General features: G+C 65.3%; 24 protein-coding genes. 10 read left to right on the top strand and 14 right to left on the bottom strand.

The window, feature by feature from the left end:
* Positions 1–56: 56 nt before the first annotated feature.
* Together ACIBW7_RS42530 and rffA are read left to right on the top strand one after the other, a co-directional pair.
* Positions 57–1157, top strand: a complete 1101-nt coding sequence (locus tag ACIBW7_RS42530) for a glycosyltransferase family 2 protein (protein ID WP_397056744.1) — start codon at positions 57–59, stop codon at positions 1155–1157.
* A complete protein-coding gene (gene rffA / locus ACIBW7_RS42525) occupies positions 1147–2286 on the top strand; it encodes a dTDP-4-amino-4,6-dideoxygalactose transaminase (RefSeq protein WP_397056742.1) in 1140 nt (379 codons plus the stop codon). The genes ACIBW7_RS42530 and rffA overlap by 11 nt, the downstream gene beginning before the upstream one ends.
* 18 nt (positions 2287–2304) lie before the next feature.
* On the opposite strand, the gene ACIBW7_RS42520 is transcribed toward rffA, so the two are convergent.
* From ACIBW7_RS42520 to ACIBW7_RS42510, 3 genes are all read right to left on the bottom strand, one after another.
* Positions 2305–2904 (bottom strand): class I SAM-dependent methyltransferase, encoded by a 600-nt coding sequence (locus tag ACIBW7_RS42520; protein ID WP_397056740.1) that lies wholly within the window; start codon positions 2902–2904, stop codon positions 2305–2307.
* Between the two features lie 132 nt (positions 2905–3036).
* Positions 3037–3330, bottom strand: a complete 294-nt coding sequence (locus ACIBW7_RS42515) for a hypothetical protein (RefSeq protein WP_397056738.1) — start codon at positions 3328–3330, stop codon at positions 3037–3039.
* Positions 3331–3413: 83 nt separating this feature from the next.
* Positions 3414–6362: an acyl-CoA synthetase gene (locus ACIBW7_RS42510; RefSeq protein ID WP_397056736.1), complete on the bottom strand. Its 2949-nt coding sequence runs from the start codon at positions 6360–6362 to the stop codon at positions 3414–3416.
* Positions 6363–6911: 549 nt separating this feature from the next.
* Here ACIBW7_RS42510 and ACIBW7_RS42505 point away from each other — a divergent pair.
* The 5 genes from ACIBW7_RS42505 to ACIBW7_RS42485 all read left to right on the top strand — a co-directional run bounded on the left by ACIBW7_RS42505 (position 6912) and on the right by ACIBW7_RS42485 (position 12172).
* Positions 6912–8318 (top strand): family 2B encapsulin nanocompartment shell protein, encoded by a 1407-nt coding sequence (locus ACIBW7_RS42505; protein WP_397056734.1) that lies wholly within the window; start codon positions 6912–6914, stop codon positions 8316–8318.
* Positions 8319–8333: 15 nt separating this feature from the next.
* The gene (locus tag ACIBW7_RS42500) at positions 8334–9896 is read left to right on the top strand and encodes a family 2 encapsulin nanocompartment cargo protein terpene cyclase (RefSeq protein ID WP_397056732.1); all 1563 of its coding nucleotides are present in this window, start codon (positions 8334–8336) and stop codon (positions 9894–9896) included.
* Positions 9897–9947: 51 nt separating this feature from the next.
* The gene (locus tag ACIBW7_RS42495) at positions 9948–10820 is read left to right on the top strand and encodes a geranyl diphosphate 2-C-methyltransferase (RefSeq protein WP_397056730.1); all 873 of its coding nucleotides are present in this window, start codon (positions 9948–9950) and stop codon (positions 10818–10820) included.
* A gap of 67 nt (positions 10821–10887) precedes the next feature.
* Positions 10888–11466, top strand: coding sequence for an isopentenyl-diphosphate Delta-isomerase (gene idi, locus ACIBW7_RS42490; RefSeq protein ID WP_083897819.1), 579 nt, complete (start codon positions 10888–10890; stop codon positions 11464–11466).
* 364 nt (positions 11467–11830) lie between these two features.
* The gene (locus ACIBW7_RS42485; protein ID WP_040689289.1) at positions 11831–12172 is read left to right on the top strand and encodes a hypothetical protein; all 342 of its coding nucleotides are present in this window, start codon (positions 11831–11833) and stop codon (positions 12170–12172) included.
* Positions 12173–12176: 4 nt separating this feature from the next.
* Here the strand turns inward: ACIBW7_RS42485 and ACIBW7_RS42480 are convergent, their stop codons facing one another.
* From ACIBW7_RS42480 to ACIBW7_RS42470, 3 genes are all read right to left on the bottom strand, one after another.
* The gene (locus tag ACIBW7_RS42480) at positions 12177–12908 is read right to left on the bottom strand and encodes an aspartate/glutamate racemase family protein (protein ID WP_397056727.1); all 732 of its coding nucleotides are present in this window, start codon (positions 12906–12908) and stop codon (positions 12177–12179) included.
* Positions 12908–14392, bottom strand: coding sequence for an NCS1 family nucleobase:cation symporter-1 (locus ACIBW7_RS42475; RefSeq protein WP_397056725.1), 1485 nt, complete (start codon positions 14390–14392; stop codon positions 12908–12910). Before ACIBW7_RS42475 ends, ACIBW7_RS42480 begins: the two co-directional genes overlap by 1 nt.
* Positions 14393–14477: 85 nt before the next feature.
* Positions 14478–15200, bottom strand: a complete 723-nt coding sequence (locus ACIBW7_RS42470; RefSeq protein ID WP_397056723.1) for a GntR family transcriptional regulator — start codon at positions 15198–15200, stop codon at positions 14478–14480.
* A gap of 163 nt (positions 15201–15363) precedes the next feature.
* Between ACIBW7_RS42470 and ACIBW7_RS42465 the strand changes: the two genes are divergently transcribed.
* On the top strand, positions 15364–16539 hold the full coding sequence (locus ACIBW7_RS42465; RefSeq protein ID WP_397056721.1) for a serine hydrolase domain-containing protein: 1176 nt from the start codon (positions 15364–15366) through the stop codon (positions 16537–16539).
* Positions 16540–16626: 87 nt separating this feature from the next.
* On the top strand, positions 16627–17847 hold the full coding sequence (ilvA, locus tag ACIBW7_RS42460; RefSeq protein WP_397056719.1) for a threonine ammonia-lyase: 1221 nt from the start codon (positions 16627–16629) through the stop codon (positions 17845–17847).
* Positions 17848–17884: 37 nt separating this feature from the next.
* Here ilvA and ACIBW7_RS42455 read toward each other — a convergent pair whose 3' ends face one another.
* The 5 genes from ACIBW7_RS42455 to ACIBW7_RS42435 form a co-directional block, all read right to left on the bottom strand.
* Positions 17885–18859, bottom strand: a complete 975-nt coding sequence (locus tag ACIBW7_RS42455; protein ID WP_397056717.1) for an ABC transporter substrate-binding protein — start codon at positions 18857–18859, stop codon at positions 17885–17887.
* A 54-nt stretch (positions 18860–18913) separates the two neighbouring features.
* Positions 18914–19948: an ABC transporter permease gene (locus ACIBW7_RS42450; protein ID WP_397056715.1), complete on the bottom strand. Its 1035-nt coding sequence runs from the start codon at positions 19946–19948 to the stop codon at positions 18914–18916.
* The gene (locus ACIBW7_RS42445; RefSeq protein ID WP_397056713.1) at positions 19945–20721 is read right to left on the bottom strand and encodes an ATP-binding cassette domain-containing protein; all 777 of its coding nucleotides are present in this window, start codon (positions 20719–20721) and stop codon (positions 19945–19947) included. The genes ACIBW7_RS42450 and ACIBW7_RS42445 overlap by 4 nt, the downstream gene beginning before the upstream one ends.
* A 115-nt stretch (positions 20722–20836) precedes the next feature.
* A complete protein-coding gene (locus tag ACIBW7_RS42440) occupies positions 20837–21682 on the bottom strand; it encodes a DUF4253 domain-containing protein (protein ID WP_397056711.1) in 846 nt (281 codons plus the stop codon).
* Positions 21683–21729: 47 nt separating this feature from the next.
* A complete protein-coding gene (locus tag ACIBW7_RS42435) occupies positions 21730–22053 on the bottom strand; it encodes a DMT family transporter (RefSeq protein ID WP_397056709.1) in 324 nt (107 codons plus the stop codon).
* 110 nt (positions 22054–22163) lie between these two features.
* Between ACIBW7_RS42435 and ACIBW7_RS42430 the strand changes: the two genes are divergently transcribed.
* Entirely contained in the window at positions 22164–22838 is a 675-nt protein-coding gene (locus tag ACIBW7_RS42430; protein ID WP_397056708.1) for a hypothetical protein, read from the top strand.
* Between the two features lie 148 nt (positions 22839–22986).
* Here ACIBW7_RS42430 and argH read toward each other — a convergent pair whose 3' ends face one another.
* From argH to ACIBW7_RS42415, 3 genes are all read right to left on the bottom strand, one after another.
* Positions 22987–24408, bottom strand: coding sequence for an argininosuccinate lyase (gene argH, locus ACIBW7_RS42425; protein WP_397056706.1), 1422 nt, complete (start codon positions 24406–24408; stop codon positions 22987–22989).
* Entirely contained in the window at positions 24405–25310 is a 906-nt protein-coding gene (locus tag ACIBW7_RS42420; RefSeq protein WP_397056704.1) for a class I SAM-dependent methyltransferase, read from the bottom strand. The genes argH and ACIBW7_RS42420 overlap by 4 nt, the downstream gene beginning before the upstream one ends.
* A gap of 120 nt (positions 25311–25430) precedes the next feature.
* Positions 25431–26633: an argininosuccinate synthase gene (locus tag ACIBW7_RS42415; protein WP_397056702.1), complete on the bottom strand. Its 1203-nt coding sequence runs from the start codon at positions 26631–26633 to the stop codon at positions 25431–25433.
* Between the last annotated feature and the right edge of the window lie 331 nt (positions 26634–26964).

The following is a 26964-nucleotide window of genomic DNA, read 5'->3' as shown; positions in this document are numbered from 1 at the left end:
TCTGCTGTCCAGCGGAGATTACCGGCACGCACCGTCATCGAAAGTCGATCCAGCTGATGCCGATTCCCACCGCCCACCCCAACGGCTCGCCCGCGGGTGCGACCAACGGACGCCCCGCGCGACCGGGCGCCGACCAGCCGCACGCGGTATCGGTCGTGGTGCCGATCTATCGGGGCGAAGAAACCATCGGTGGACTCGTCGAAGAACTGCACCGGCTGACCGATCCCACCGACACCCCCGGCGGCGTCGCCTTCACGGTCGGCGAGATCATCCTGGTGCACGACCACGGTCCCGACCGCTCCGATGTGGTGCTGCAGGAACTGGAGCAGACCTATCCGGAGGTCCGCGTCGTCTGGCTCAGCCGCAACTTCGGGCAGGACGCCGCGACCATCGCCGGAATGTCGGCCGCCCAGGGCGACTGGATCGTCACCATGGACGAGGACGGCCAGCACGATCCCGCTTTCATCGGCGCATTCCTGGACGCGGCCCTGACCGAGCGCGCCGATCTGGTCTATTCGAAGCCGACCAACACCCGGCCGCACGGATTCCTGCGCAACATCACCTCGCGCGGCGCGAAGGTGGTGCTCGCGACGATCTTCGCCTTCCCGGACTCCACCCGATTCGAAAGCTACCGGCTCATCCGCGGCGATATCGGCCGCCAACTCGCCGAGGTCGCCTCCAACGGCGCCTATCTCGACGTCGCGCTGACCTGGGTGGTCGGCACCGTCGCCCAGGTGCCGGTGACCTTGCGCGCCGAGGGCCGCGAGGAATCCGGCTACAACTACCGCCGACTGTTCTCGCTGTTCTGGAAGATGGTGCTGTGCAGCGGAACCCGGGGCCTGCGGCTGGTCAGCCTGCTCGGGGTCACCCTCGCGCTGGCCGGTGGCGTGATGGCCGCATTCGTCGTATACGAGGCGCTCACCGCCGACAATTGGGCGCCCGAGGGCTGGGCCTCGATGATCGTCGTACTGCTGCTATGTTCGGGAACGATCTTGTTCTCACTGGGACTCATCGCCGAATACCTCGGTGTGGCTTTGCATATCCTCGTCGGCAAGCCGTTGTATCTGACCGTCGGTTCGCCGACGCCACGCCCGGCGGATAACCGAGAAATGACCACGACCACCGCCAGCAGGGGGAACGACCGGGTTGAGCACTGACCGCGTCATCTTCAGCCGCCCGTTCCGGGCCCGCCGCGAACTGGTCAATCTGGAGGCCGTTCTCGCCTCCGACCACAGTCACGGCGACGGGCGGTTCACCGCCTCGGCCACCGCGAAGCTGAAGACCATCACCGAGGCGCCGCATGCGCTGCTGACCACCTCGTGCACCTCCGCACTGGAGATGGCGGGTCTGCTGCTCGAGCTCGGCCCCGACGATGAGGTGATCGTGCCGAGTTTCGCGTTCACCTCGACCGCGACGGCCATGGCACTGCGCGGCGCCACCTGCGTATTCGCCGATATCGACCCGGAAACGGGCAATTTGGATCCCGAGTCGGTCGCCGCGGTGATCACCGACCGAACCAAGGCCGTTGTGGTCATTCACTACGGCGGGGTGGCCGCCGATATGGCCGGACTGCTCGCACTCGCCGACGCGCACGGCATCGCCATCGTGGAGGACAATGCACACGGCCTCGGCGGCCGGTGGCGCGATCGCCCACTCGGCACCCTCGGCACCCTCGGCACGCTCAGCTTCCACGACACCAAGAACGTGCACTGCGGCGAGGGCGGTGCGCTGCTGCTCACCGACGAGATCCTGATGTCGCGCGCCGAGATCATCCGCGAGAAGGGCACCGACCGCGCCCGCTTCCTACGCGGCGCGGTGGACAAGTATTCCTGGCAGGATATCGGCTCCAGCTATCTGCCCAGCGAGCTCAACGCGGCGGTGCTGGACGCGCAGCTGGACGAATTCGAGACGATCCAGACCGGACGGCACCGGGTTTGGGACGCATACGCCGCCGCACTGCCGGACTGGGCCCGCCGCAACGATGTCCGGCTCATGGCGGTACCCGAGGACCGGATACATACCGCGCATCTGTACTACTTGCGCACACCTACCGAGCGGCAGCGCGACGATCTGATCGCACATCTGGCCGCACACGGTATCTCGGCGCCGTTCCACTATGTTCCGCTGGATTCCAGCCCCGCCGGACTCAAACTGGGCCGCACCCCGAAGCCCTGTCTGCGCAGTGCCGAATTCTCGGGAACCGTTGTGCGCCTGCCACTTTGGCCCGACCTCACCGACGATCAGATCGCCAGGGTCATCGACGCCGTCACCGCGTACACCGTCTAGGCGAGAGCCGGACCCTCCTCACGCGGTGAGCACGAACAGCTTCTCCCTGCCACCGGCGATCAGCGACCGCTGCACCACGCGCGGCTCGTAACCGCGGAAGAACGCGTCCAGAGTCGCCTCGCTGAACCGGCGCGCCTGTGCGCCGTCGCCCGCATCGGTGAACCGCTGGCCGATCGCGGCGAGCACCCGATTGTCGCTGGTGGCCAGGTTGCGAATCGGCTCCGCGATGATCACCTGCTTTCCCGCCGCCGCCAGCATCCGATCGATGACCGGAGCAGGCTCGGGCAGAAAGTGATACAGGCTCGACTGCATGATGACGTAATCGGCCTCGGGCAGTGGGGTATCGGAACGCAAGTTCCACACCACACCGTGTCCACCCGCCCGGGCCAGCCTGGCGACGAACCGGCTGTTGAGGTCGAGTCCGGTGTATTCGATGGACCGGTCGCGCAGGTAGCGGGTGAACAACGTCGCGGGCCCACAGCACAGGTCGACCACGCTGGCGCCACCGGGCACGAGTTCGGCGATCGCGCGATACCGAGCGGGGTAGTGCCGCCCGTACAGCCCACGCATCAACAGCTCGTAGATGGTTCCGTTGCGATAGATAAGGCTCGGTCTCACAGCACCCCTGAACAGTTGTCGATATGGCAACTACGCCACCCGGATGCGCCGGGCAGCCCGGCCGAGGCACCGCCCTCTTGGTAATGAATCAACCGACTCGCCAACACGATCCGGCGCGCCAAGCGTACCCGCCTACGGCTGCCCCTGCTGACGGGTGGCTTCCTCGCGGATCTCGCGGAGTCTGGTCGCCGCATCCTTCGTGGGACGGGTCGGGAGCGCGGGCGGCGGGGTGGCCGGCAGCTGTGGCGCGTCGGTCTCGGTGGCTTTGCCGCGGCTGCCGACATAGAGCCGGAACACGCCGTAACCGGCCAACAGCAGGATCGCCAGTGGCACCAGGGACAGCACCAGACTCTTCACGAACCCGATCACCATCAGCGCGCCCAACAGCGCCAATATGCCGACGCCCAGTTTGACCTTCCACGACATCTCGAAACCTCCGTTGTCGCCGCGGACCTGGCATCTACGCTACCCCGCCGTTGCGACCGAAACCGGAACGACGGGGCGCGGGCCTATTCGCCCAAGATGGTTCCGGCCTCGTCCTCGGTGCGGATTTCGTAAGCCTCGGATTCCCGGTTGTACCACCAGGTATCGGGTCCCGGCTGTGGCCGCCCCGCCGCTTGAACGGCCCGCGTCGACGGGCGGTAGGACGAGCTGCGCGGAATCTCGTCGACGACGTACACGATGTCGGGCCGCTGGTCCGGATCGAGTGCGCGCACCGCCTCGGTCACATCATTGGGTTCCAGCCGGAAGCCCGTGCGGACGCTGACCGCCGCCACCGCCAGCGCATGGTCGCCGACGGGCAGTGCAAAGGCGACCTCCATATCGACGGCGGTGATGTCGTTGAGCACATCGACGATCGGCTGGGTGAAGACCGGACCGCGTTCGGTGTGGATCACCGTATCTGTGCGATCGACCAGCCAGTAGTCGCCATCGCTGTCGCGACGGAAGAGATTCTCCGTCGGCATCCACGCATCGCCCGCCGTGAATACCCCGCGCAGACCGCCGTCGGAGAGGTCGATGCCCTCGGTCGCCTTGCCGATCAACAGCCCGACCTCGTTATCCGCGCACCGGCGCGCGAAGCCGGACCCGTCGGTCCGGATCTGCTCGGCGACCGGGTCGTAGGCGACCAACTCCACCTTGGCGGTGCCTGGCACCGGGCGGCCCTTGCAGCCCGCTTTCACACCGGTCACATTGGCCAGCACGACATCGCCCTCGATGGAGGCGTAGAACTCCAGCACCCGAGCCGGCGCGAACTGTTCGGTGGTGCGTCGCCACAGACCCGCGGGCATGCCCGAGCCGATGAACAGACGGATAGGGTGCTGGTGTCCGGACGGGAAGACCTCGGCGTCGAGGATGTCGCGCAGCATGGTCCAGGTGTAGGTGACCACCGTGACGCCGTAGCGGTGCACCTCCTCGCCGAACCGGATCGGATCCAGCGACCTGGCCAGCGCGATCCGGCTGCCGCCCGCGATCGCGCCGCCCAGGCTCACCAGCAGACCGGACGAATGATGCAGCGGCGCAAGGCAGTAGACGGTGTCCTTGCGATCCAGATCGGCCGTGGTCGCGGTGCCGAAGGCGGACAGCGCCCAGCGGTGGTTGGTGATGTATTTGGTCTCCAGCCGGTCACCGGTGCCGGTGACGAGCACGAACGCCAATTCCCGTGCCAGACCTGGATCCGGGCGATACCAGGCGGGCAACTCCACCTGCGTGGGATCGATCTGTTCCAGGTCGATCACGTCTTCGCTCAACGGAATATCGAGAGCGCGCGCGGAACCGCCGCCGAGCACCAGGACCCGCGTACGGGTAGCCGCGGCCGCCCGGAGATTCTCCGGATCCGAGACCAGGGCTTTGATGCCGGTGAGTTCGATGGCCCGCTCCAACTCGCTGCCGGGGGCGAGTAATACGGACACCGCACCGATACGGGACAGCGCGGCGACGGTGGCCAGCACGCTCGGCCGGGTCTCCATCACCACACCGACGCGCATGGCCGGGCGGATGCCGACCGAGACGAGCCCGCGCACGACATTATCGATACGCGCATTCACGGCCGCGTTGGTGTGCACGCGATCGTCGAAGAGGAACAGATCGCGCAGCGGCGCTCGCCGCGCCTGCTCGGCGACCAGTCGCCCCAGCGAGATGCGGGTATGCGGCTGGATCATGCCGAGTCGAGTCAGCCGCGGCAGGGCACGTGCGGCCTCACCGGCGAGTTCTATCGACCCGCGCACGGTATTGCTGGCAATGCCCTCCAGCGCCTTGCCGACACCCGCGCCCGCCTCGGCCAGGGTGGCCGCGGTGTGCACGACCCGGGTGGCCGCCGAATTCGGCCGGTTGGTCGCCACATGTTCGGTCATCGGCGCGATCTCCGGCGGCAGCGGCTGATCACCGTCCATCCAATCGATCCACTGACGTACCAGCGGCCAGGTGTGCCTGGTCGCCATGCTGCCCGCGACGAGGCCGAAATGTCCTGCCACCAAACTGGCTTCGTACACCTCGGCATTGGGCGCGGCCCGGACGATGCCGCGCACTGCGGCGGGCTGGCCGATATCGTCGACCTCGCCGACGACGGCCAGGATCGGGCACTTCAGCTCGGCCAGCGAAATCGGCTGGTCCCGGATCACGAAGCCGCCGAGCATCATTCGGTTGTGCGCGACGAACTGCTTGAGCAGATCCGCCGCCGCCGGACCGGCGTAGGCGACCCAACCGTCATTATTGAGGAACCGTCGCTGGCGTTCCTTGGGCAGCAATGCTTCCCGGTCGTGCAGCTGGCGCAGGAAGTCGATGCGCGATTTGGCGGTCTTCACCGGATCGAGCATCTGGAAGCCGAGCCGGACCATGGAATCGGTGATGGGCAGCCGGGTCACCACGTGGTCGGCCAGGAACTCCGCGACATCGGAAACCATGCCGTACGGCAGTCCGAACGGCATGCCCGCGACCACATCCACCGGGCTACCGAAGGTCACGATACTTTCCACTCCCTTACCGGAGCGGTAGGCGGTGGTTTGATAGGCGAACATGCCGCCCTGCGAGTACCCCATCAGGTGCACATTGCCGCCGGTCGCGTCGCAGACCGTATCGATGGCGCTGTTGACCGCGAGGACGTGATCGGCCAGATCCCGTTCCCAGCCGCCCTCCTCACTGGCGGGCGACCCGAAATCGACCACCCAGCAGTCGATTCCGCCGCGATGCAGAATGCCGACCGCGCCGTCGTCGGCGTTGACATCCCAGATATCGGCATTGACCATCAGCGGCGGTACCAGGACCGCGACCGGGCGACCCGGCGTCGCATCGTCGGGGAAGTAATGGCGCAGTCGATACATTCTGCGCCGTTCGACGATCTCGAACGGCGACGACTCGACATCGTTGGTCAACCCGCCGAAGCGGATGACCTCGAGGCCGTTCTGGGCCGTTGCCATCAACCGCTGCACCGACCCGACCACACTTTCCACATTCAACTTCACGATCGCTCCTGGCCCTACCCTGCAAAGTGACCCGCATCACATACCCCGATGTGCTCAGACGAGCTTCCCACACCGTGTACCCATTATGGGTCGGCTGTGACGGGATCCATGCCAGGTCGGGCCGATGATGCGGGATGTTCGCGGCGGCGGCGCGCAAAAGATACCGACCGTACAGCCCTGCTCGGTCCGCGGCGATTCGTGCCCGTCGTTATCCGCAGTTATCCGCATCGAGCTCATGTCGTAACCATCCGAAAAACAGACCAGCATTCTCGTGGCTTCATCTTCGAGATTCGTGTGCGCACAGCATCTTTCGCGGTTTAGGATCGAAGCCGTTCGGAACGCAATGTCGCGTAAGCCAATTCGCACGGGAGAATCGGTCGCCGTTTACATGCCTCGGTGCGCCACTTCTCTCGGCAACCATGCCGCCATACCCCAGCAGGCCTGCCGCCTGTCGAATTGTTGTGTACCACTGCCGAATTCGAAACACCTGTCGACCACAAGTACAGCACAATCGACCGTCTCGGTGACCATCTCAGGTGAGGACCACGCATGACCATCGAAATGCCAGTCCAAACAGAAACCAACGGGCGCAAGAGCCTCAGCACCGGTGCCGCCCACCAGCTCGCGCACACCACCAAGTCCGAGCCGCAGATGCAGGGCATCACCTCGCGCTGGCTCACCCGCACACTGCCGTGGACGCAGGTCAACGGTGGTATTTATCGTGTGAACCGAAGGCTGACGCACACCGTCGGCAACGGCGAGGTCGAGTTCGTCATCGACGGCTCGCAAGCCAGGGTGATCCCGATGGAACTCACCGAACTTCCGCAATTGCGGAACTTCGACGATGAAGAGGTGCTGCGCGCGCTCGCCCAGCGTTTCGAGCAGCGCGACCTCGAACCCGGTACGGTGGTCGCTGAATTCGGCAATCCGATGAATCAGGTCATGCTGATCGTGCACGGCAAACTCAGCAAGATCGGCACCGGGGAATTCGGCGAGCAAACCAAGCTCGGCATGCTGGGCGGCGGCGATTTCTTCGGCGATGAAACCCTCATCGACGGGTCCGGTATTTGGCCGGTGACCGTCAAAACCGTCACCCCGACCACCATGCTGGTGCTGTCCCGGCAAACGCTCGAAGAAATGCTCGAGTACACCCCGGCGCTTCGCGAGCAATTGTCCCGTGTCGCCGAAGCTCCGGCACGACCGCAAAACACCAAGGGCGAGGCGAATATCGAGATCTCCTCGGGCCACTTCGGTGAGCCGTTGCTGACAGGCACGTTCGTAGACCTCGACGATGCCCCGCGCGAGTACGAGCTCAGCCTGGCCCAGAGCGTGCTGCGGGTGCATACCCGCGTCGCCGACCTGTTCAACGATCCGATGAACCAGGTCGAACAGCAGCTCCGGCTCACCATCGAGGCGCTCTACGAGCGGCGCGAGAGTGATCTGGTCAACAATCCCGATTTCGGGTTGCTGCACAATTGCGACCTGAAACAGCGCATCTACAGTGAGTCCGGCGCACCGACGCCGGACGATATGGATGAGCTGCTGAGCATGCGGCGTAGCACGAAACTGTTTCTGGCACATCCGAAAGCGATCGCCGCTTTCGGTCGTGAATGTAGTAAGCGCGGCCTGTATCCGGATCCGGTCGAAGTGGACGGGCACCGCGTGTTCGCCTGGCGCGGCGTCCCGATCTACCCGTGCAGCAAGATCCCCGTCAGCGATACCCAGACCACCTCGATTCTCGCCATGCGTACCGGTGAGAAGGATCAGGGCGTCATCGGCCTGCACCAGACCGGCATCCCGGACGAATACGAGCCGAGCCTGAACGTTCGCTTCAAGGGCATCGACGATCAGTCGATCATCTCCTACCTGGTCAGCTGCTACTACTCGGCGGCCGTGCTGGTGCCGGACGCACTTGGCGTGCTCGACAACGTCCTGGTCGCCCGGCAGGCGGACTGACCGGGGTGATGACCGATGTCGGTGCTCTCCCGCGCGTCGGCACCACCCGCCACCCACGAGGTGGCCGCCGCTGTCGCGGCACTGCTGTCCAACCTCGATACCACTGCTCCACCAACACTCCCGCTGGAGGTTCCGGAACCGGCAACCTCGGCTCCACCTGAAAACACCGATTTACCGGAAAGTACGGAATTACCCGAATGCACAGCAATACCCGAATCATCCGAAACCCAGGTGGTGGAAGCTGATTCGTCAGAACTGGACCGACCCACCCAACCTGAGACGATTGTTCCGGACAGCCTGCTCGGACCCAGCGGTCTGGGCGCGGCTGCACTCCTACTTCCGTCGTCCACCACCACCCAAACGGGATTACCTACTACTGAGGTACCCGACCCCGCACGCACACCTACTATCCGGGCGGCTGGTCTCCAGCCGCCACCGGTGGCGTTCGACGCCGCATCGATCGCTGTCGGCGTGGCGCAGGGGGCCGCGCCGGCAGGATCGGCCCCAGCCGAACCGAACACCGCACGGAGTCGAATCCCATTCGGCCCCATCGGATCAGGTACCGCATCGGCCTACCTGCACGGCACCGCGGCACCGATTCCACCACTGTATTGTCCACCGCCGTTGCGCGATGACCCGGCGTTGGCCGAACTGGTCAACGACGGGCTCATCGACTGGGCGCGGGATATCGGCCTCTATGCCGGGCGCCTGGACAAACTGCGCGATGCCGACTTCGGCCGATTGATCATGCTCGCCCATCCGGACAGCAACGATCCCGACCGGCTGCTCGCGGCCGCGAAATGCGCGGTCTCGGAATGGTCGGTCGACGATTACTACTGCGAGGAAGGAGCCGATGAGACCGCACCCGACGGCACGCCGTCAAGTGCCGAGACCGAACTCGGTCCCCGACTCGAATTGGCCGCCGCCGCAATGGATCCCGTCCATCTTCCGGCTCGTTACCAACCGCAGCTGGAACGAGCGTTACAGGCCGACCCGATCCTGCGCGCGTTCCGTACGTCCTTCGAGCATCTGTCCCGGTATGCGACCCCGGCACAGCTGGCTCGATTGCGTACCGAGATCGCCGGATGGTTCATCGCGCTCGGTGCGGAGGCCGGCTGGCGCTCCGCACACCGGATGCCACCGGTGTGGGAGTACCTCACCACTCGGCAGCCGCATAGTTTCCTGCCATGTATGGCGCCGATCGATGTGGTCGGCGGCTATGAGCTCCAGGCCGCCGAGTACACCGATCCGCGGGTGCGCCGGGTCGTCACCACGGCCGCACTCGCCAGTCAGATGGTGAACGACCTGTATTCGATGGCGCGCGAAGACCGTTCGGACGGTAGGGAATTCAACCTGCCGACGGTCTTGGCCGCGGAGGAGCACTGCGCGCGGCGTGCGGCGGTGCTGTGCACCGCCGGCGTGCACGACGAGCTGGTGCACCGATTCGAACAGGAGGCCGGTCCACTGGCCGCCGCCGGATCGGCCGAACTGCGCCGGTTCCTCGGCGGACTCTGGGCGTGGATGGGCGGCAACCGCGCCTGGCACGCCGCGAGCAAGCGCTACAACGAGTCGAATTAGCCAGTACCGCAACGTAATCAGTAGTACCGCAACACGAGAGGATGATCAGGCATGACCATGCTCAATCCCGACACGGGGTCCGTCCTGCGCACCAGCTACCAGAAGGCCGTTGCCGAGTACTGGAACAACAACCCGAATGACGACCGGGTCAATACCAAACTCGGTGAGGTCGACGGGCTGTTCCACCACCACTACGGCATCGGCGAACCCGATCAGGCGGCGCTGGCCGGGCCGGCGGATTCTCGCGAGGAACGGATCGTCAAGGAACTGCACCGCCTGGAGACCGCGCAGGCGTCGCTGTTGCTGGACCACCTCGGTGATATCCGGCCGGGCGATCGGCTGATGGACGGCGGCTCCGGCCGCGGCGGTACGAGTTTTATGGCCAATCAGCGCTTCGGCTGTCAGGTCGACGGTGTCACCATTTCCGAATATCAGGTCGGCTTCGCCAATGATCAGGCCGCCCATCGCGGTGTCGCGGACAAGGTGCGCTTCCATTTCCGGAATATGCTCGATACCGGTTTCGATACCGGATCCAGGCGCGGCATCTGGACCAACGAAACCACCATGTATGTGGATCTCGGCGAGCTGTTCGAGGAGTTCGCCCGGCTGCTCGAACCCGGCGGTCGCTACGTCTGCATCACCGGCTGCTCCAATGACGTCAATGGTGGGCGCTCGGCCTCGGTCAGCTGGATCGACGCCCATTACGGTTGCATGATCCATCCGCGCAGCGAGTATTTCCGGGCCTTGGCGGACAACAATCTGGTGCCGGTCAACGTCATCGATCTGACCGCCGCCACGATTCCCTACTGGGAGCTGCGCACCGAATCCGAGCTGGCGACGGGCGTGGAGAAGCCGTTCCTGACCGCCTACAAGGAGGGCAGCTTCCAATACCTGCTGATCGCCGCCGATAAGGTGGGGCGATGAGCGAGCGAACAATGAACACAGCCGAGCACTCGCTCGTGCCGGAGCCCAGCGCCAGCGAGGCGGGGCTGTGACCGAAACGCTGGCGAAGCCGATTACCGATCGCGAGGCCCTGCCCGTCGAGCTGGTCGACGCGGCCGGGCGCGCGGTCGGTGCGTGCCCGGTAGCGCAGGCACATACCGCTCCCGGGTTGCTGCACCGCGCGTTCTCGGTGCTGCTGTACGACGATGCGGGTCGGGTGCTGTTGCAGCAGCGTGCCGCGGTGAAGACGCGGTTCCCGCTGCTCTGGGCCAATACGGCCTGCGGCCATCCCGCGCCGGATGAGCCGGTGGTGGCGGCCGCCGCGGTCCGGTTGGCCGAGGAGTTGGGGTTGGCCACCGCGCTGACCGAGGTCGGAATCTTCCGGTATCACGCCCAGGATTCCGCGACCGGTCGGGTGGAGCACGAGTGGGATCATGTGCTCATCGGACGGCTCGACGCCGAGTTCCTTCGGACAGCGGCGCCGCGGCCGGATCCGGCGGAGGTCGCCGACTACGCGTGGATCCAACCGGAGGCGCTGCGGGATGCGATCGCCGACGATCCGGGGAGCTATACCCCGTGGTTGCTCGGTGTGCTCGATATCGCGGAAGAAGCGGTTCGGGTCATCTGAGGCTCATCGAAGGTCGTCCCGCTGACCCGGCCGGTTTCGGTACGTAGGCCGGGTCAGCCGACGATCATCTCCGGTGTCATCTCGTAATCGCCGCGATGATCCGTAGGTGGCTGCCTCGGCCGAGTCCCCCCAACTCCTTGCTGGTTTTTGGTTCGACACATGTTTGGCCAGCTCTCGGGACTGCCAGCCGTGGTCACATGTTTCAATGCGCATATCTACGTTTCAGCAAGTGTTCAGTGCAGGAATGCGGCACTTGTAACACCGGACAAAGCCTTCGAGAAATCACAGGAACGGCACAGGGTGCGAACAGGAGCGACTCGGATCCTGGATCGCGTACGAGGTCTTGAATTCAGCGAGGTGCACGATGGTCGAAGTCGAAGTCACGGACGATAAGGTGACTGTTCATGTGCTCGGCGGGCACCGACTGCTGGCTTTGCGCGAGCACGTGACCTTCGATCTGGCCGATATCAAAGAGGTGACCCCCGCCCCGGTCGATCTGCGCCCACCGTGGGTCCGCGCACCGGGCACCTTCTTTCCCGGCGTGATCGCGGCGGGTACCTACCGCGGCAAAGGGCGAAAAGAGTTCTGGGACACCAGATTCGACGGTCATGCCATTCTCATCGATCTCGCAGGCCCCGGGTTCACCCGTCTCGTCGTCGATGTCGACGATCCCGATGCGGCGATGGAAGCCCTGGCCGCCGCCTGACAGCTCAGGAATTCGAGCCGAAGGAGCGCAGCACGCCGCTATACGGCTTCGGTAGTGGCGCGGCGAACTCTCCCCTACCCGATTTGCGCAGGCCGAGGGTGATCAGCGACTGGACCGTGAGGGTGGCAGCGGCGACGCCGTCGATCACCGGGACACCGATCTCGTCGCGGATGTGGTTGCAGAGATCGGCCATGCCGGCGCAGCCGAGGACGATCGCATCGGAGCCGTCGGCGTCGACCGCATCGCCGCATGCCTCGGTGACGATTTTGCGGGCATCCGGATCTTCCAGTGCGAGCACCGGGATTTCGCAGGCGTGGATGCCGCGGCAAAAACGTTGCATGCCATAGCGATACACCAGCTCGTCCGCTCGGCCGATGGTCCGGCTGAGCGTCGTGACGACGCTGAAGCCGCGGCCGAGATGACTCGCGGTATGCATTGCCGCCTCCGCGATGCCGATTACCGGCCCGCGTGCCAGCTCTCGGGCCGCATCCAGGCCCGGATCGCCGAAGCAGGCGATCACGTAGCCGTCGATACCCTCCTGTTCGCCGCGTCGGATGGCAGCGAGAATGCCCGGGACACTCAGGGCTTCGTCGTAGTGACTCTCGATCGAGGCGGGCCCCATTTCGGCGGTGACCGCGTCGAGCCGTGTGCCCCGGCCCGCTACGGCCTGGGCACACTGCTCGATCGTATCGGTCATCGCCCGGGTGGTGTTCGGGTTGACGACCCGGATGCGCATCAGGCAGTAACTCCCTTCACTGCCAACCGGGTTCGGGTTGCCAGCAGGTAATAGCTGACGAAGCCGAGGCCGCAGCCGATGAACCAGCTGTACTGCGCGGCGGTGTACATGCCGGTGACGTCGTTGGCGAGCACCGGGATCACCGCGACGATCGCGCCGACGGCGGTGGCGACGATCGCCGCCGGGTTGTACCCCTTGCTGTACCAGTAGGTTCCGGTCTGCGACAGGGTGAACAACTCGTCGACTACTACCTGCTGTTTGCGCACCAGGTAGTAGTCGGCGATGAGGACACCGAACAGCGGGCCGATGAAGGCGCCGAGCACCTCCAGGGTGTAGTGGATGACCTCCGGATTGTTGTAGAGGTTCCACGGCGTGATCAGGATCGAGCCGACCGCGGCGATCATGCCGCCCGCACGCCAGCTGATCCGCTGCGGGCTGACGTGCGAGAAGTCGAAGGCCGGTGAAATGAAGTTGGCGACGATATTGATGCCGATGGTGGCGATGGTGAAGGTCAACGCGCCCAGCACGATCGCGAACGTGCTGTCGATACGGGCCACCGTCGCAACGGGATCGGTGATCAGCTCACCGTAGACCGGGACCGTCAGCGATGCGGTGATCACGACCAGCAGCGAGAAGAGCAGGAAGTTGACCGGCAGCCCGAGCAGGTTGCCGCGCCGCACCGCCGCGAAACTCTTTCCGTAGCGGGAGAAATCGCCGAAGTTCAGCATCGGACCGGAGAAATAGGACACGACCAGTGCGATCGCGCCGAGCATGACCGGGACCGAGGCCCAGCCGGTGTACTTCACCTCGCCGAGCTTCAGGTCGATGGCACTCCAGCCCGCCTTGGCGATCAGATAGCCGCAGAGCAGGAACATCACGACATACACAGCGGGACCGCAGAAGTCGATGAATTTGCGAATCGACTCCATCCCGCGCCAGAACACGCAGGCCTGCACCACCCACAGCAATAGATAGCTGCCCCACCCGAGCAGCGAAAGACCAAGGAACCCATAGTCGTCGACGACCGCATACGGAGCCAGGCTCGGAAACAGTTTCACCAGTACGACATCCAGTGCCGCCGAGGCGAGGAAAGTCTGAATGCCGTACCAAGCAACCGCGATCAGACCACGGATAATGGCCGGGATATTCGCGCCGAGCACCCCGAATGCGCTGCGGCACATGACCGGATACGGCACACCGGTCACCTGACTCGGCTTGGCGACCAGATTGCAGAAGAAATAGACGATGGTGATGCCGATCAGCAGCGCCGCGAGCACCTGCCAGCTGGCTAGTCCGAGTGCGAACAGACTGCCCGCGGTGACGTAGCCGCCGACGCTGTGCACGTCCGACATCCAGAACGCGAAGATGTTGTAGGAGCCCCAGGTCTGCTTGCGCAGCGGGGCCAGATCCGCATTCGTCAGCCGTGGGTCGTAGGCGGGTGGCGTCGGTACGGGCGGGGCCGCGGTGGTGAGCGTTTCGGTCATGGTGTTTCCCATCCGAGGGTGAAACTGTGATCGAAACGACGGTAGAAACTGCGCATTGCCCAGCCATTGCGCAGTTATTGCCCGGCTATTGCGCGATCGATATATCTTCCGGCGCGAGCAGTCCGGTATCGGTGGGCAGCGTCGCGATTACCGTCTCCAACCTGCGGTGATGCCGTTCGGCGACCAGCAGCAGGCGATCCACATCCCGGGCCATGAATGCATCGAGCATCAACGCGTGATCGGTGTGCAGGCGCACCCGATCGCCGCGGCCGATATGCACCATGGACTGCACCGGCTCGGTGACGTTCCACGCCGATTCGAGCATGTGCAGTAACCGGAACATCCGCGACGGTTTGGTCAGCGCCACGTGGAAATGGCGCGACTGGCGGTGATATGCGACCGGGTCGTCATCTCGAATCGCCTGTTCCAGTAGCGAATTCACTTCGAGTAAGCGGGCGCGGTCGGCGTCGGTGGCATTGCGCGCCGCGGCCGCCAGCGAGGCGGTTTCCAGGGTCTCCCGCGCGATGTACATTTCGCGCAGCTCGTTGGAGGTCAGCTGGGCCACCGCATAACCGCCGTGCGGCCGATGGGTTACCAGTCCCTCCCCGATCAATGTCTTGAGCGCCTCTCGCACCGGGATGTGGCTGACGCCGAACAATTCGGCGACCTCGCGCAGTGGGATCACCGTGCACGGCGGCACGGCCCCATCCAGAATCACCCGGCGCAGTTCGCCGAGGATCACTTGCGGTCGGCCTGGTTCGTCGACAACCAACCTGGCCAGTAGCGCCGATCGTCGTCTCGGGGGCATGCGGCCACGCTATGCGAGCTGTATTGCGATCTCGGTCGCGGATGTGACGGTCAGGAAAAGTTCACCGAACCGACTGGTCTCACTGTTGGAATTTCGGCACCGCGATGGGGCCGCATCGCCGTCATGCCATGCTGTTGGTTGGTCGAACGACAGAGGTAATCCGATGACACTTACGGCAACGCAGTCGGTGGATCGTCGCTATGTGCGCCTGGTCGCCGAATTCGACAGGCTGTTCCGCCGGCCGAGCGATGGCGGCGGAGCGCTCGTGGTCTATCAGCACGGCGAACCGGTCGTGGATGTGTGGGCCGGATTCGCGCATCCGGGCGTGCCATGGGCCGCCGATACCGTGGCCATGGCCTATTCCACCGGTAAGGGTGTGGTCTCGACGCTGGCGCACCGATTGGCCGAGCGTGGACTGTTCGATTACGACGAGCCGGTCGCCACCTACTGGCCCGAATTCGGGGCGGCGGGCAAGGAGCGCATTACGGTGCGGGAAATGCTCACGCACCGGGCGGGTCTGCATCGGCTGCGCGATCTGCTGCCTGGGCCGGTAGCGCGTTTCTTCGACGATGCCGAGGTCACCGCCGCGCTCGCGGCCGGCGCCGCCGATCCACGTCACCTGGTGACCAGTGGCTATCACGGTATCTCCTTCGGTCATTTGGTCGCCGAGCTGATCCGACGGGTCTCCGGTTCGGACTTCACCGAGCTGTTGCGCACGGAAATCGCGGAACCGATTGCGGCGGAAGAACTCTGGTTCCGGGTGCCGGAATCCGAGCGTGGCCGCATCGCCACCAACTTTCCTCGGCTCACCGTTGCGGGCATGAGTTGGGAGAACAGTGCGCGGCTCATGGGCCGGACCCGTTTCGCGGCGGCAGCTGAAACCACGCCGCGCGGGTTCGCGGATATGGTTTCCGATCCGCGCCTGCATGATTCGGTGATGCCCGGCGTCAACGGGGTCTTCTCGGCGCGTGCCCTGGCGAGGATGTACAGCGCGCTCGCGACCGATGGTCGACTCGGGAATTTCCAGTTGCTGCGTCCGGAGACTATCGAGCTGATCACGCAGCGTCAGGTCTTCACTCCCGATTACGTTCTGGCGTTTCGCATTCCGTGGGCGCTGGGTTACCACGGTGTGCCGATGAAGCCGTCGAAGGCCGAACCCGTGTCCGCGTTCGGTCATTTCGGCCTCGGCGGTTCGGGGGCGTTCGCCGATCCGGCGACCGGTATGTCGCTGGCCTTCGTCACCAATCGGCTCGGTGGGAAGCTGACGCCGTTGGGCGATGCTCGCTTGGCGCGGCTCGGTGCGATTGCGCATAACTTGGCTAAGGAGGGATCGGCCTGAGCGCCCATTCCTGAGCAGATTCCGCTGGATCCGGGCTGTTGCGAAATGGGGGGGCGCCGAGTGCACGGCAACTGGCAGCATAGGGCCATGGAGTTGCTGGGACTGGAGCGGATCGAGGCGGCCGCGGCGGCATTGGCGCCGGTGATACGGCGGACGCCGGTGGTCGCGTCACGGGTGTTATCCGAGCGCGCCGGGACCGAAGTGCGGCTGAAATGCGAGAACCTGCAGCGGACCGGCTCGTTCAAGCCGCGCGGGGCGTACTTTCGGATCGCGAACCTTCCGGCGGAAGATCGGGCGCGCGGGGTGGTGGCGGCCAGTGCGGGCAATCACGCGCAGGGGGTGGCGTGGGCCGCGGCTTCGCTCGGGATTCACTCGACGGTATTCATGCCGGTGGGCGCTTCGCTGCCGAAGTTGGTGGCCACCAAGGCATATGGGGCCGAGGTGCGACAGGTCGGTGAGACCATCGACGACTCGCTGGATGCCACACTGGATTTCGCCGAGCGGACCGGTGCGACGCTGATCCATCCGTTCGATCACGCCGATATCGTCGCCGGGCAGGCGACGGTGGCCCTGGAGATCATCGAGCAGATGCCCGAGGTCGGGACGGTGCTCGTGCCGACCGGCGGCGGCGGGCTACTCGCCGGGGTCGCCATCGCCCTGCATCATGTCGCACCGCAGGTACGGGTGGTTGGAGTGCAGGCGGCGGAGGCGGCGGCATGGCCGGATTCGCTGGCGGCGGGTAAGCCGGTTCGGGTGGCGCGGATGTCTACAATGGCCGACGGTATTGCGGTCGGGCTGCCGGGCGAGGTGCCGTTCGCACACGTCGCGGCGCATGTGCCCGCGGTGGTGACGGTCGACGAGGATGCGCTGTCCAAGGCGCTGCTGCTGTGTTTGGAACGCGCGAAGTTGATCGTCGAGCCCGCCGGCGCCGCTGCGGTGGCGGCCCTGATGAGTTGCGAGCCGACGGAACTCGGATTGCAGGGGCCGGTGTGCGCGATCTTGTCCGGCGGCAATATCGATCCGATGATGCTGACCAGAATCATCGGTCATGGCCTCGGTGCCGCTGGGCGCTATCTGGCGGTGCGCGTGACGATTTCGGATCGGCCGGGCGCCTTGAGCGGATTGCTCGCGGTGGTCGGGAAGACCGGTGCGAGCGTGGTGGATGTGGTGCACTCACGGACCGGTGGGTGGCTCGCGGTCGACGAGGTCGAGGTGTCGCTGACGTTGGAGACCCGGGGTCCCACGCATCGAGATGATGTGCTTGCCGCGCTGGAGAATTCGGGATACACGGTGCGAGTGGAGGATTAGTCGGGTCCGAGCGTGCTCGGACCCGACGTCGACCCCGTCAGCACTTCCGCTTGTAGAAGTACTTCGAATTGGCATCCATATCGGCCTGGGTGATCGCCACCATATCGGTCTGGATATTGCGGGTGACGGGCTTACCCTCCAGCGCGGCGGCGGCCTCGTCGACGCCCTTCGCGCCGATCCCGGCCGGATCCTGCGCGATAAGTGCCTGCACGGTACCGGCTTTCAGATCCTCGACCTGTTTCGGACTCGCATCGAAGCCGACCAGTTTGACCTGGCCGAGCTTGTTGGCATTGCGCAATCCGGTGGCCGCGCCCTCGGCCGAACTCAGATTGGTTGCGAAGATCCCGGCGAGGTCGGGATGGGCGGCCAGCGTCGCGGTGACGATCGAAGCCGCCTGTGCCGCTTCATTGTTGTTGTACTGCACGCCGAGCGAAGTGATGCCCGGGAATGCCTTGACCGCATCTTCGAAGCCCTGTGCACGCGCGTCGGTGGTGGAGGTTCCGGCCTTGGTATTGATGACCAGCACGGGTCCCTTGTCGCCGATGAGTTTGGCCAGCGTCTGCGCGGCGAGTTCGCCGCCCTTCTTGTTATCGGATGCGATCGACGACAGCGCGATCGAGGTGTCGTCCAGTGCCGTATCGACCTCGACGATTTTGATCCCGGCATCTTTGGCCTGTTTGATCGGATTCGCCATCGCCTGCGCATGTGTCGGGGCGATCAGGATGCCGCCGGGCTTATTGGCCACCACACCGGTCAGCACAGGAGTCTGCGCGCCCGCATCGAATTTCGTCGGCGCCTGCGTCTCCAGCTTGTAGCCGAGTTTGCCCGCCTCGTCTTGCGCGCCGCATTGCATGGAGATGTAGAACGGTTCGTCGGCGACACCGGGAATCAGCACCAATTTCTTGGCATCAGTGCCGCCGGAATTGTTCACCGAGCCACCACATCCCACCACCAGCGTGCCGACCGCCGCCATCGCGCCGATCATCACCGCGGTCCGCTTCGCCACCCTCATTTGGCTACCTCCGCCTTATTTTCTTATCGCGCAGTGCTGTAACTGCTTACCTCTCTACTTGCGGTCCCGGGCTCGGCGGCGCAGTTGGTCGAACCACACCGCCCCCACCAGAACAGCGCTCACCGCGATCGGCTGCCAGAACACCGGCACCCCCGCGATGACGAATCCCTTGCGCAGCACCGACGGAATGAAAACGCCGATGACCGTGCCGACAATGGTGCCGATTCCGCCGAAAAGGCTTGTTCCGCCGATGACTACACCGGCAATAGCATCCAGATTGTCGGTGCCGTGCCCGCCGATGGTGGTGGTGCCGAAGTAGGCCAGATTCATGAATCCGGCCAGTCCGGCGAGTAATCCGGTCATCAGATAGACCAGCACGAGGTGGCGAGTGACCGCGATGCCCGAGCGCCGCGCGGCCTCCTCATTGGAGCCGATCGCGAAGGTGTAGCGACCGAATCGGGTGGTGTGCAGCACCCAGGCGGCGAGCACCGTCACCGCCGCCGCGACCAGCACCAGATTCGGTACGCCGCCCAGTGACGTCCCGAAACCCAGGGAATTGCGCAGCTTATCGGGCACCGTCCTGGTGTCGACACCGCCGGTGATCAGTTGTGCCGCACCGAGTGCCGCACCGAAGGAGCCGAGTGTGACGATCAGCGGTGGAATCCTGGCCTTTGCCACCAGAATTCCATTGAGCAATCCCCAGATACCGCCGCCCGCAATGGAAATCAGGAGACCGATACCGATAATCCCCCACCCCGCGCCGGTGGCGTTCTCGTCGGGGCTCAGCCATTCCATCGTTTTCGCGCCGAGCACACCGGCGAAGATCAGCACCATGCCGACCGACAGGTCGATGCCCGAGGTGATGATCACGAAGGTCATGCCGACCGAAAGCACCAGCAGCACCGAGGTTTCGATCAGCAGGGTCTGCAGGGTGAAACGGGTCGGGAAGGCGTCGGGGCGGATGATGCTGAAGACGACGCACAATACGACGAGCACCACACCGATCCACAGCGTGCTCGCGCCGAGAAGTCGTTGCAGCACAGTGCGTTCCGGCAGATCAGGGCCACCATTCGGCTCAGCTTTCGTCATGCGGCGTCCTCGTGTGACAGTGCTCCGGTCATCGCACCGACCAACTGCTCCAACGTCGCATCGGCGGCGACGAATCGAGCCACCCGCTTGCCCAGGCGCAGCACCTCGATCCGGTCCGCCACGGCGAGCACCTCGGGCATATTGTGGCTGATCAGGACGACGGCAATGCCCTGGTCGCGGACATTGCGGATCACCTCGAGCACCCTTTCGCGCTGCACAACGCCGAGGGCCGCGGTCGGTTCGTCCATGAAGACGACCTTGCTCGCCCACAACACCGCACGCGCCACGGCGACACTCTGGCGCTGTCCGCCCGACAGAGCGCCGATCGGCACATCGGTGCTCTGCAGCGTCACGCCGAGGCGTCGGAAGTGTTCGACTGCCTGGGTCCGCATCGCCCGCTTGTCGAGCATGCCGAGTCTGCCCGCCAACCCGCGGCGAACCAGCTCCCGGCCCAGGAAGAGGTTGGCGGCCGGGTCCAGATCGGGTGCGACGGCGAGGTCCTGGTACACGGTTTCGATGCCGAGCCTGCGTGCGGCGGTCGGTGAGCTGAGCACCGTTTTCGAACCGCCCAGCAGAATGGTCCCCGAATCCGGTTGTTCCGCCCCGGAAAGGCACTTCACCAGCGTGGACTTGCCCGCGCCGTTATCGCCGATCAATGCGACGACCTCACCGGCGCGCACCTGAAAGTTGGCTCCCCGCAACGCCTCGACACCGCCGTAGCGTTTCACCAACGACTCGGCCGCGAGTACTACGTCGCCCGGTTCCGATGCCATACCGTCACCCGCGTCGACTCAACTGAGCAAACGTCCGATCCATCGGCCGATGCTACGTTCGCCGCCACCTCCCATGGGACGAATTCGACAAAATGCGCAGGGCGCAACGAGACGGTCAGTCCCACCAGAAGCGCCACAGCTGCCGAAGCAGGGATTCGGCGAGTTCATCGAGTGAATCACGATCCTGTTCGGCCGCATCCGGGCAGTACAGGTACGCCTCCAAAGCCTGCGCGAGCGCGGCGTCTTCGGTCAGCTCCGGCTCGTGTGCGACGGCGAGCCACAACGTGTCGAAATCCAATGCGACGAGTTCGCATCGGCGCTCCGAGGCCGCCCACCGGCGCAGCATCAATGCGTGGTCGGCGCCGTCGAGGTCGTAGTTGAGCGCACCCGACCATTGCAGTTCGTGCGGAACCAGCCAGGAATTCGCGGCGGGAACCAGGGCGAGCTGATCGAATTCGTCGCAATCGCCACGAATACTCCAGACGTCGCCCCAATCGAATCCGTCGTAGTCGTAGAGCTCGAGATCGAGCTCGGCCCAGTCCGGTCCGCCTCGTGGAATCTCGTAGTCATCGCCCGACCGCTCGCGATATCTCTCGCGCAACCAGTCCGCCGCATCGGTTCCCGAGAGGAATTCCGGAATCGACAACTCACGCGATTGCTCCCAGCCGCGCTCGGATCCGGTCTGATACCAGGTATGGGTCTTGGTCAGCACCGGCCACAATCCGGTCTTCGGATGCACCTCCCGCACCTGCTCCCACAGCCCGGCCGCCGCATAACCGGGCTCGGTCGATACCACCCACACCGGCGCCCCCGACACCGTCCGCTCGACCACCGACGCCGCCGGTAGCTCGATCCCGTACGCCGCCAACGCTTCCGCCGGATCATTGCCCGCGAAGGGCACCGCCGCCGGCGCCGCCGGTCGATCTGCGGTGAAGGTCCCCGCCTCGAAATCTCTCTTCATGAGCCGTCATTCAACAGCCACCCACCGACAATCTCGCAGCGCGGATGTCAGTGTGCGCCACCGAGTTCCAGGGCGAGGACACCGAGAATCACCAATGCGATGCCGCCGACCTGGATCAACGAGAGTCTTTCGTCGAGGAATAGGACACCGATGACGGCGATGGCAGCGACGCCGACCGCCGACCAGATGCCATAGGCGACGCCGATCGGCATGCCGCGCTTCAGTGCTCGGGACAGGAAGAAGAAGGCCGCGCTGTAGCCGATGACCACGATGATCGAAGGCACCAATTTGGTGAAACCGTCAGAGATTTTGAGCGATACGGTCGCGGTGATTTCGGAGGCGATGGCCAGCGCCAGCAACAGCAGGGTCATCGGCGCAGCGTAAACCGGGGCGGATGGGGCGCGGTCGGCGCCATAAGCATTCGACCATCCCGATCGAAAGGTCGACACCGCACAATTCGGTTGTCGATCGAGGAGGGACAATGGACGCAGCGGTGATCTTGGTCCTGGCCGGGCCGATCCTGATACTGGTCGCGCTCGTCGTGTTCGTTCCGCTGACGATTCGCGCCGAGCGTGAGCGCCGAAGGATCTTGCGGCAGTGGGCAGCCCAGCACGGGTGGACGTTCGCGGACAGCTCGCGGGCTCGGTGGGTATCGCGCATGCCCCAGGGTGGACGCTATCTGGGCGTGACATTGACAGGGCAGATCGGCGGCCGCTGGGTGACAGTGGCGGAGTACGCATACGAAACGGAATCCGTCGCTGCGACGGTCGGCTCACGTTCCTCATCGAACAGGTCGACGACAACGCACCACCTCATCGCGACCATGGTGCTGCTGGACCGCCCCTTTCCATCGGTCAACGTGTCGACTCGCGGCGTGCTGTCCAAGCTGGGCCGCACACTGTTCGGCGACAAGCCCACCGCCACCGGCAGTGTCTCGTTCGACTCACGCTTCCGAATCAATGCCGTCGATCCGAACTTCGCCCGCTGGCTCGTCGGCAAACCACTGATCGACGCACACCTCGCCGGAACCGTCCCGGACTGGAGCCTTGTCGGACAGGAGTTGCTGACGTACCGGGCGGGCCAACTGCGCGACCCATCCGCGATCCCCGCAATCGCCGCGCCGCTGGTACACGTCGCGGACCTACTGGGCCACTGACGCTCTCGGACAGGACCCCGCCCCAGCACCGGTCTGAATCAAGATCAGGTGGAACTGATGGCGGGGACTTCTCGGGCGATGCCGCCACCAGTTCCACCTGATCTTGATCGCTGAGGCGGAGCGCCTGCGCGAGGGCGTTGAGGGGGAGCTACGGGAAGAGGGGGCGCAGGGTGGTGACGGTGTTGCGGATGTCGTTGAGTTGCGCTGCGACCTGTACGCCCGCGGTGCCGCCGCGGGCATTGCGGGAGGCGATCGAGCCCTGCACGGTGAGCACTTCGCGGACCTGTGGGATCAATGCCGGATCGATGGCGGCGAATTCTTCGTCGGTCAGCTCGTCGAGGCCGACGCCGCGCGCCTCGGCGGCACGCACGCAGGCACCCGCGGCCTCGTGCGCGACGCGGAACGGAACACCCTGCCGGACAAGCCATTCGGCGATATCGGTGGCGAGAGTGAAACCAGCGGGGGCGAGTTCGGCCATGCGGTCGGTGTGGAAGGTGAGCGTCGAAACCAGGCCAGCGATGGCCGGGAGCAGCAGTTCGAGCTGGGCGACCGAGTCGAACAGGGGTTCCTTGTCCTCCTGCAGGTCCCGGTTGTAGGCCAGCGGTTGGGCTTTCAAGGTGGCCAGCAGTCCGGTCAGGTTGCCGATGAGGCGACCGGCCTTGCCGCGGGTGAGTTCGGAGACGTCCGGATTCTTCTTCTGCGGCATGATCGACGAGCCGGTGGACCAGGCGTCGGCGAGGGTGATGTAGCCGAATTCCGGTGTGCTCCAGATGATCACCTCTTCGGCCATCCGGCTCAGATCGACGCCGATCATGGCGAGCACGAAGGCCGCCTCGGCCGCGAAATCACGTGCGGAGGTGGCATCGATCGAATTCGCCGCTGCGGCATCGAAATCCAGTTCGGCCGCAATGGCCTCCGGATCCAGTCCGAGCGAGGAACCGGCCAACGCGCCGGAACCGTAGGGCGACAACGCCGCCCGCTTGTCGAAGTCGCGCAGCCGATCGATATCGCGCAGCAGCGGATGCGCGTGTGCGAGCAGATGGTGCGCGAGCAGCACCGGCTGTGCGGCCTGCAGATGCGTCTTGCCGGGCATTACCGCATCCGGATGCGCGGCGGCCTGGTCGACCAGCGCGTCGACCACATCGAGGAGTCCGGCGGCGACCCGGCGGGCCGCATCGCGCAGCCACATCCGAAACAGCGTGGCCACCTGGTCATTACGCGAGCGCCCGGCCCGCAGTCGGCCACCGAGTTCGGCCCCGACCCGATCGATCAGCCCGCGCTCCAACGCGCCGTGCACGTCCTCATCGGCCTCGGCGGGGGCGAACGCACCCGAATCCACATCTGCCGCAAGGTGATCCAGTCCGGCCAGCATGGCGGCGAGGTCGCTCTCCGACAGCAGTCCCGCCTTGTGCAACACACGCGCGTGTGCCTTCGACGCGCGAATATCGTAGGGAGCCAGCGCCCAGTCGAAATGGGTCGACTTGCTCAGCGCGGCCATTGCCGCGGCCGGTCCGGACGCGAAACGTCCGCCCCAGAGCGCCCCTTCGTTGGTGCTGCGGCTCTGCGTCATCGTGTGCTGTCTCCTCCGGGTCGTCGGGCGGTGAACAAAATGTCGGTCTTCAGGTGGGCGGCGGCCGCGTCGGATACCTCCCGGCCCCGGCTGCGCAGCACCTCGGCCGGATCGGCGCGCGACACCGTCCAGCCGTGTTCGGTGAACCAGTCGATCGGATCGCTGCGGCCCTCGTCGGAGTACCACAGTTCGCCGACATCGACCGTCACGTCGACCCCGGCCGATCGTGCCTCCTGCAACGCCTTCGAGTCCGGCGCGGAACCGGATGAGCGGTAGATCGCGACGCGACTGCCCGGGGCGCTCGCTGCCACGATGTTGTCGAACAGCCGGTCCTGAGCGTCCGCGGGGAGGTAACGCAAGAGGCCTTCGACCAGCCATGCGGTCGGCGCGGCCGGATCGAATCCATTGTCCCGCAACGCCGCCGGCCAATCCTGGCGCAGATCCACCGCGATCGCGCGGCGGTCCGCCGCCGGCGGATAATCCGCCAGCGCGCTCTGCTTGAACTCCAGAACCTTCGGCAGATCCAGTTCGAAAACCGTTGTGCCGACCGGCCATTCGAACCGATAGGCCCTGGCGTCCAGGCCCGCGGCGAGGATGACGAGCTGCCGGATGCCGTCGGCGCCCGCCTCCTGGACGTAGGCGTCGAGGTAGCAAGTGCGTGCGATGAGGGCCGAGATAATGGGGCCCATCGCCGCTGTCGCGGCCTCCTCGAGATCCGGGATCTCGCCGCGCACGATGCGCGTCCAGGATTCCGAACCGACGGCGGTCACCAGAACTTCGGCGTACGGGTCATGGAACAGTGCGTCCGGGCGGCGGCTCTCGGCGGCTCGCATGGCGGCGACGCCGAGGGCGGTGGCACCCACGCTGGATTCGATATCCCAACTGTCGTCGTCGGTCCGCATAGCGCTCCTTTCGGGTCGGCGACGCACTGCGCGCCGACCCGATCGAGCCTAATAGGCGCAGTCGGACGAAGTCCGTCGCTGAATCTCTTGCGCTCGGCCGAGCGAAGGCGAGGCCACCGCCTACTTCTGATTGAGGTCGCGACGCGCCGCGACCTTGGAGGACAGGCCGTGGATCTGCACGAAGCCCTTGGCGAGGGACTGGTCGAAGGTGTCGCCCTCGTCGTAGGTGGCCAGGTTGAAGTCGTAGAGCGACTGCTCGGAGCGGCGGCCGTTGACCACGACGGAACCGCCGTGCAGCACCATCCGGATCTCGCCGGTGACGTGCTGCTGGGTTTCGGCGACGAAGGCGTCCAGCGCCCGCTTGAGCGGGGAGAACCAGAGGCCGTCGTAGGCCAGCTCGCCCCAGCGCTGCTCGACCTGCCGCTTGTAGCGGCCCAGTTCGCGCTCGATGGTGACGTTTTCCAGGGCCTGGTGCGCGGTGATCAGCGCGATGGCGCCGGGGGCCTCGTAGATCTCGCGGCTCTTGATGCCGACGAGCCGGTCCTCGACCATATCGAGGCGGCCGACACCCTGGCGGCCCGCACGATGGTTCAGCTCGACGATGGCCTCGAGCACGCTGACCTGGCGACCGTCGATGGCGACCGGCACACCTTTGTCGAAGGTGACGATGAGTTCGTCGGGCGCCTCGAAGTTGACCGTCGGGTCCGAGGTGTAGTCGTAGACGTCCTTGGTCGGCGCGTTCCAGAGGTCCTCCAGGAAGCCGGTCTCCACCGCGCGGCCCCACACGTTCTGGTCGATCGAGAACGGGGACTTCTTGGTGACGTTGATCGGGAGCTGGTTCTCCTCGGCGAAGGCGATGGCCTTCTCGCGGGTCCAGGCGTAGTCACGGACCGGGGCGATCACATTCAGGTCGGGGGCGAGCGCGCCGATGCCGACCTCGAAGCGGACCTGGTCGTTGCCCTTACCCGTGCAGCCGTGCGCGACGGTGCTCGCGCCGTGGAATTTGGCGGCCTCGACGAGGTGCTTGACGATCAGCGGGCGGCTGATCGCCGAGACCAGCGGGTACTGGCCCATGTACATGGCGTTGGCCTGGATGGTCGGCAGGCAGTACTCGGTGGCGAATTCGTCGCGCGCATCGACCACGATCGCCTCGACGGCGCCGCAGTCCAGCGCGCGCTGGCGCACCACATTCATGTCCTCGCCGCCCTGGCCCAGATCGATGGCGACCGCCACGACCTCGGCGCCGGTCTCCTTGCCGATCCAGCTGATCGCAACGGAGGTATCGAGCCCACCGGAGTAGGCGAGTACGACGCGCTCGGACATGTCTTTGTGCTCCTCGGTTTCGTGCTTGTCTGCAGGTCGTGCCCGCATCCGCGGGCGGCGAGGTGCGGCGCCCACCGACGCACCGAATCGCGCGTCAGGCGGCCCGTACCGTCATACAAATGATTATGCACGATGATGCAAGCCCATTCACAACTGGGTCCGGGTTCCACCTTCCGGTAGCACCTTGGCACCCCCTTCCACCTATGTCACGCTTTATCCGGTAACTATCGGAGCGGGCGAAGGACTCTCAATGACCGTGTCAAGCCGTAGCAGTGGCGGGAGTCGGTGTGTCGAGGCTGAATTCGCGCCCGTCTCGCAGCAGTGCCCACAG

This window comes from Nocardia sp. NPDC049526, assembly GCF_044465765.1.
GTDB lineage: Bacteria > Actinomycetota > Actinomycetes > Mycobacteriales > Mycobacteriaceae > Nocardia.
The sequence above is the reverse complement of the archived record's forward strand: the minus strand, read 5'-3'. Positions and strand labels throughout refer to the sequence as shown.

What these genes read in the sequence shown, in the direction of transcription:
- ACIBW7_RS42530 (WP_397056744.1), top strand. Translation starts at nt 57, where the DNA reads ATGCCGATTCCCACCGCCCACCCCAACGGCTCGCCCGCGGGTGCGACC.
- ACIBW7_RS42515 (WP_397056738.1), bottom strand. Translation starts at nt 3,330, where the DNA reads ATGTCGTGGAAGGTCAAACTGGGCGTCGGCATATTGGCGCTGTTGGGC.
- ACIBW7_RS42505 (WP_397056734.1), top strand. Translation starts at nt 6,912, where the DNA reads ATGACCATCGAAATGCCAGTCCAAACAGAAACCAACGGGCGCAAGAGC.
- ACIBW7_RS42500 (WP_397056732.1), top strand. Translation starts at nt 8,334, where the DNA reads ATGTCGGTGCTCTCCCGCGCGTCGGCACCACCCGCCACCCACGAGGTG.
- ACIBW7_RS42495 (WP_397056730.1), top strand. Translation starts at nt 9,948, where the DNA reads ATGACCATGCTCAATCCCGACACGGGGTCCGTCCTGCGCACCAGCTAC.
- ACIBW7_RS42485 (WP_040689289.1), top strand. Translation starts at nt 11,831, where the DNA reads ATGGTCGAAGTCGAAGTCACGGACGATAAGGTGACTGTTCATGTGCTC.
- ACIBW7_RS42480 (WP_397056727.1), bottom strand. Translation starts at nt 12,908, where the DNA reads ATGCGCATCCGGGTCGTCAACCCGAACACCACCCGGGCGATGACCGAT.
- ACIBW7_RS42475 (WP_397056725.1), bottom strand. Translation starts at nt 14,392, where the DNA reads ATGACCGAAACGCTCACCACCGCGGCCCCGCCCGTACCGACGCCACCC.
- ACIBW7_RS42470 (WP_397056723.1), bottom strand. Translation starts at nt 15,200, where the DNA reads ATGCCCCCGAGACGACGATCGGCGCTACTGGCCAGGTTGGTTGTCGAC.
- ACIBW7_RS42465 (WP_397056721.1), top strand. Translation starts at nt 15,364, where the DNA reads ATGACACTTACGGCAACGCAGTCGGTGGATCGTCGCTATGTGCGCCTG.
- ilvA (WP_397056719.1), top strand. Translation starts at nt 16,627, where the DNA reads ATGGAGTTGCTGGGACTGGAGCGGATCGAGGCGGCCGCGGCGGCATTG.
- ACIBW7_RS42455 (WP_397056717.1), bottom strand. Translation starts at nt 18,859, where the DNA reads ATGAGGGTGGCGAAGCGGACCGCGGTGATGATCGGCGCGATGGCGGCG.
- ACIBW7_RS42450 (WP_397056715.1), bottom strand. Translation starts at nt 19,948, where the DNA reads ATGACGAAAGCTGAGCCGAATGGTGGCCCTGATCTGCCGGAACGCACT.
- ACIBW7_RS42445 (WP_397056713.1), bottom strand. Translation starts at nt 20,721, where the DNA reads ATGGCATCGGAACCGGGCGACGTAGTACTCGCGGCCGAGTCGTTGGTG.
- ACIBW7_RS42440 (WP_397056711.1), bottom strand. Translation starts at nt 21,682, where the DNA reads ATGAAGAGAGATTTCGAGGCGGGGACCTTCACCGCAGATCGACCGGCG.
- ACIBW7_RS42435 (WP_397056709.1), bottom strand. Translation starts at nt 22,053, where the DNA reads ATGACCCTGCTGTTGCTGGCGCTGGCCATCGCCTCCGAAATCACCGCG.
- ACIBW7_RS42430 (WP_397056708.1), top strand. Translation starts at nt 22,164, where the DNA reads ATGGACGCAGCGGTGATCTTGGTCCTGGCCGGGCCGATCCTGATACTG.
- argH (WP_397056706.1), bottom strand. Translation starts at nt 24,408, where the DNA reads ATGACGCAGAGCCGCAGCACCAACGAAGGGGCGCTCTGGGGCGGACGT.
- ACIBW7_RS42420 (WP_397056704.1), bottom strand. Translation starts at nt 25,310, where the DNA reads ATGCGGACCGACGACGACAGTTGGGATATCGAATCCAGCGTGGGTGCC.
- ACIBW7_RS42415 (WP_397056702.1), bottom strand. Translation starts at nt 26,633, where the DNA reads ATGTCCGAGCGCGTCGTACTCGCCTACTCCGGTGGGCTCGATACCTCC.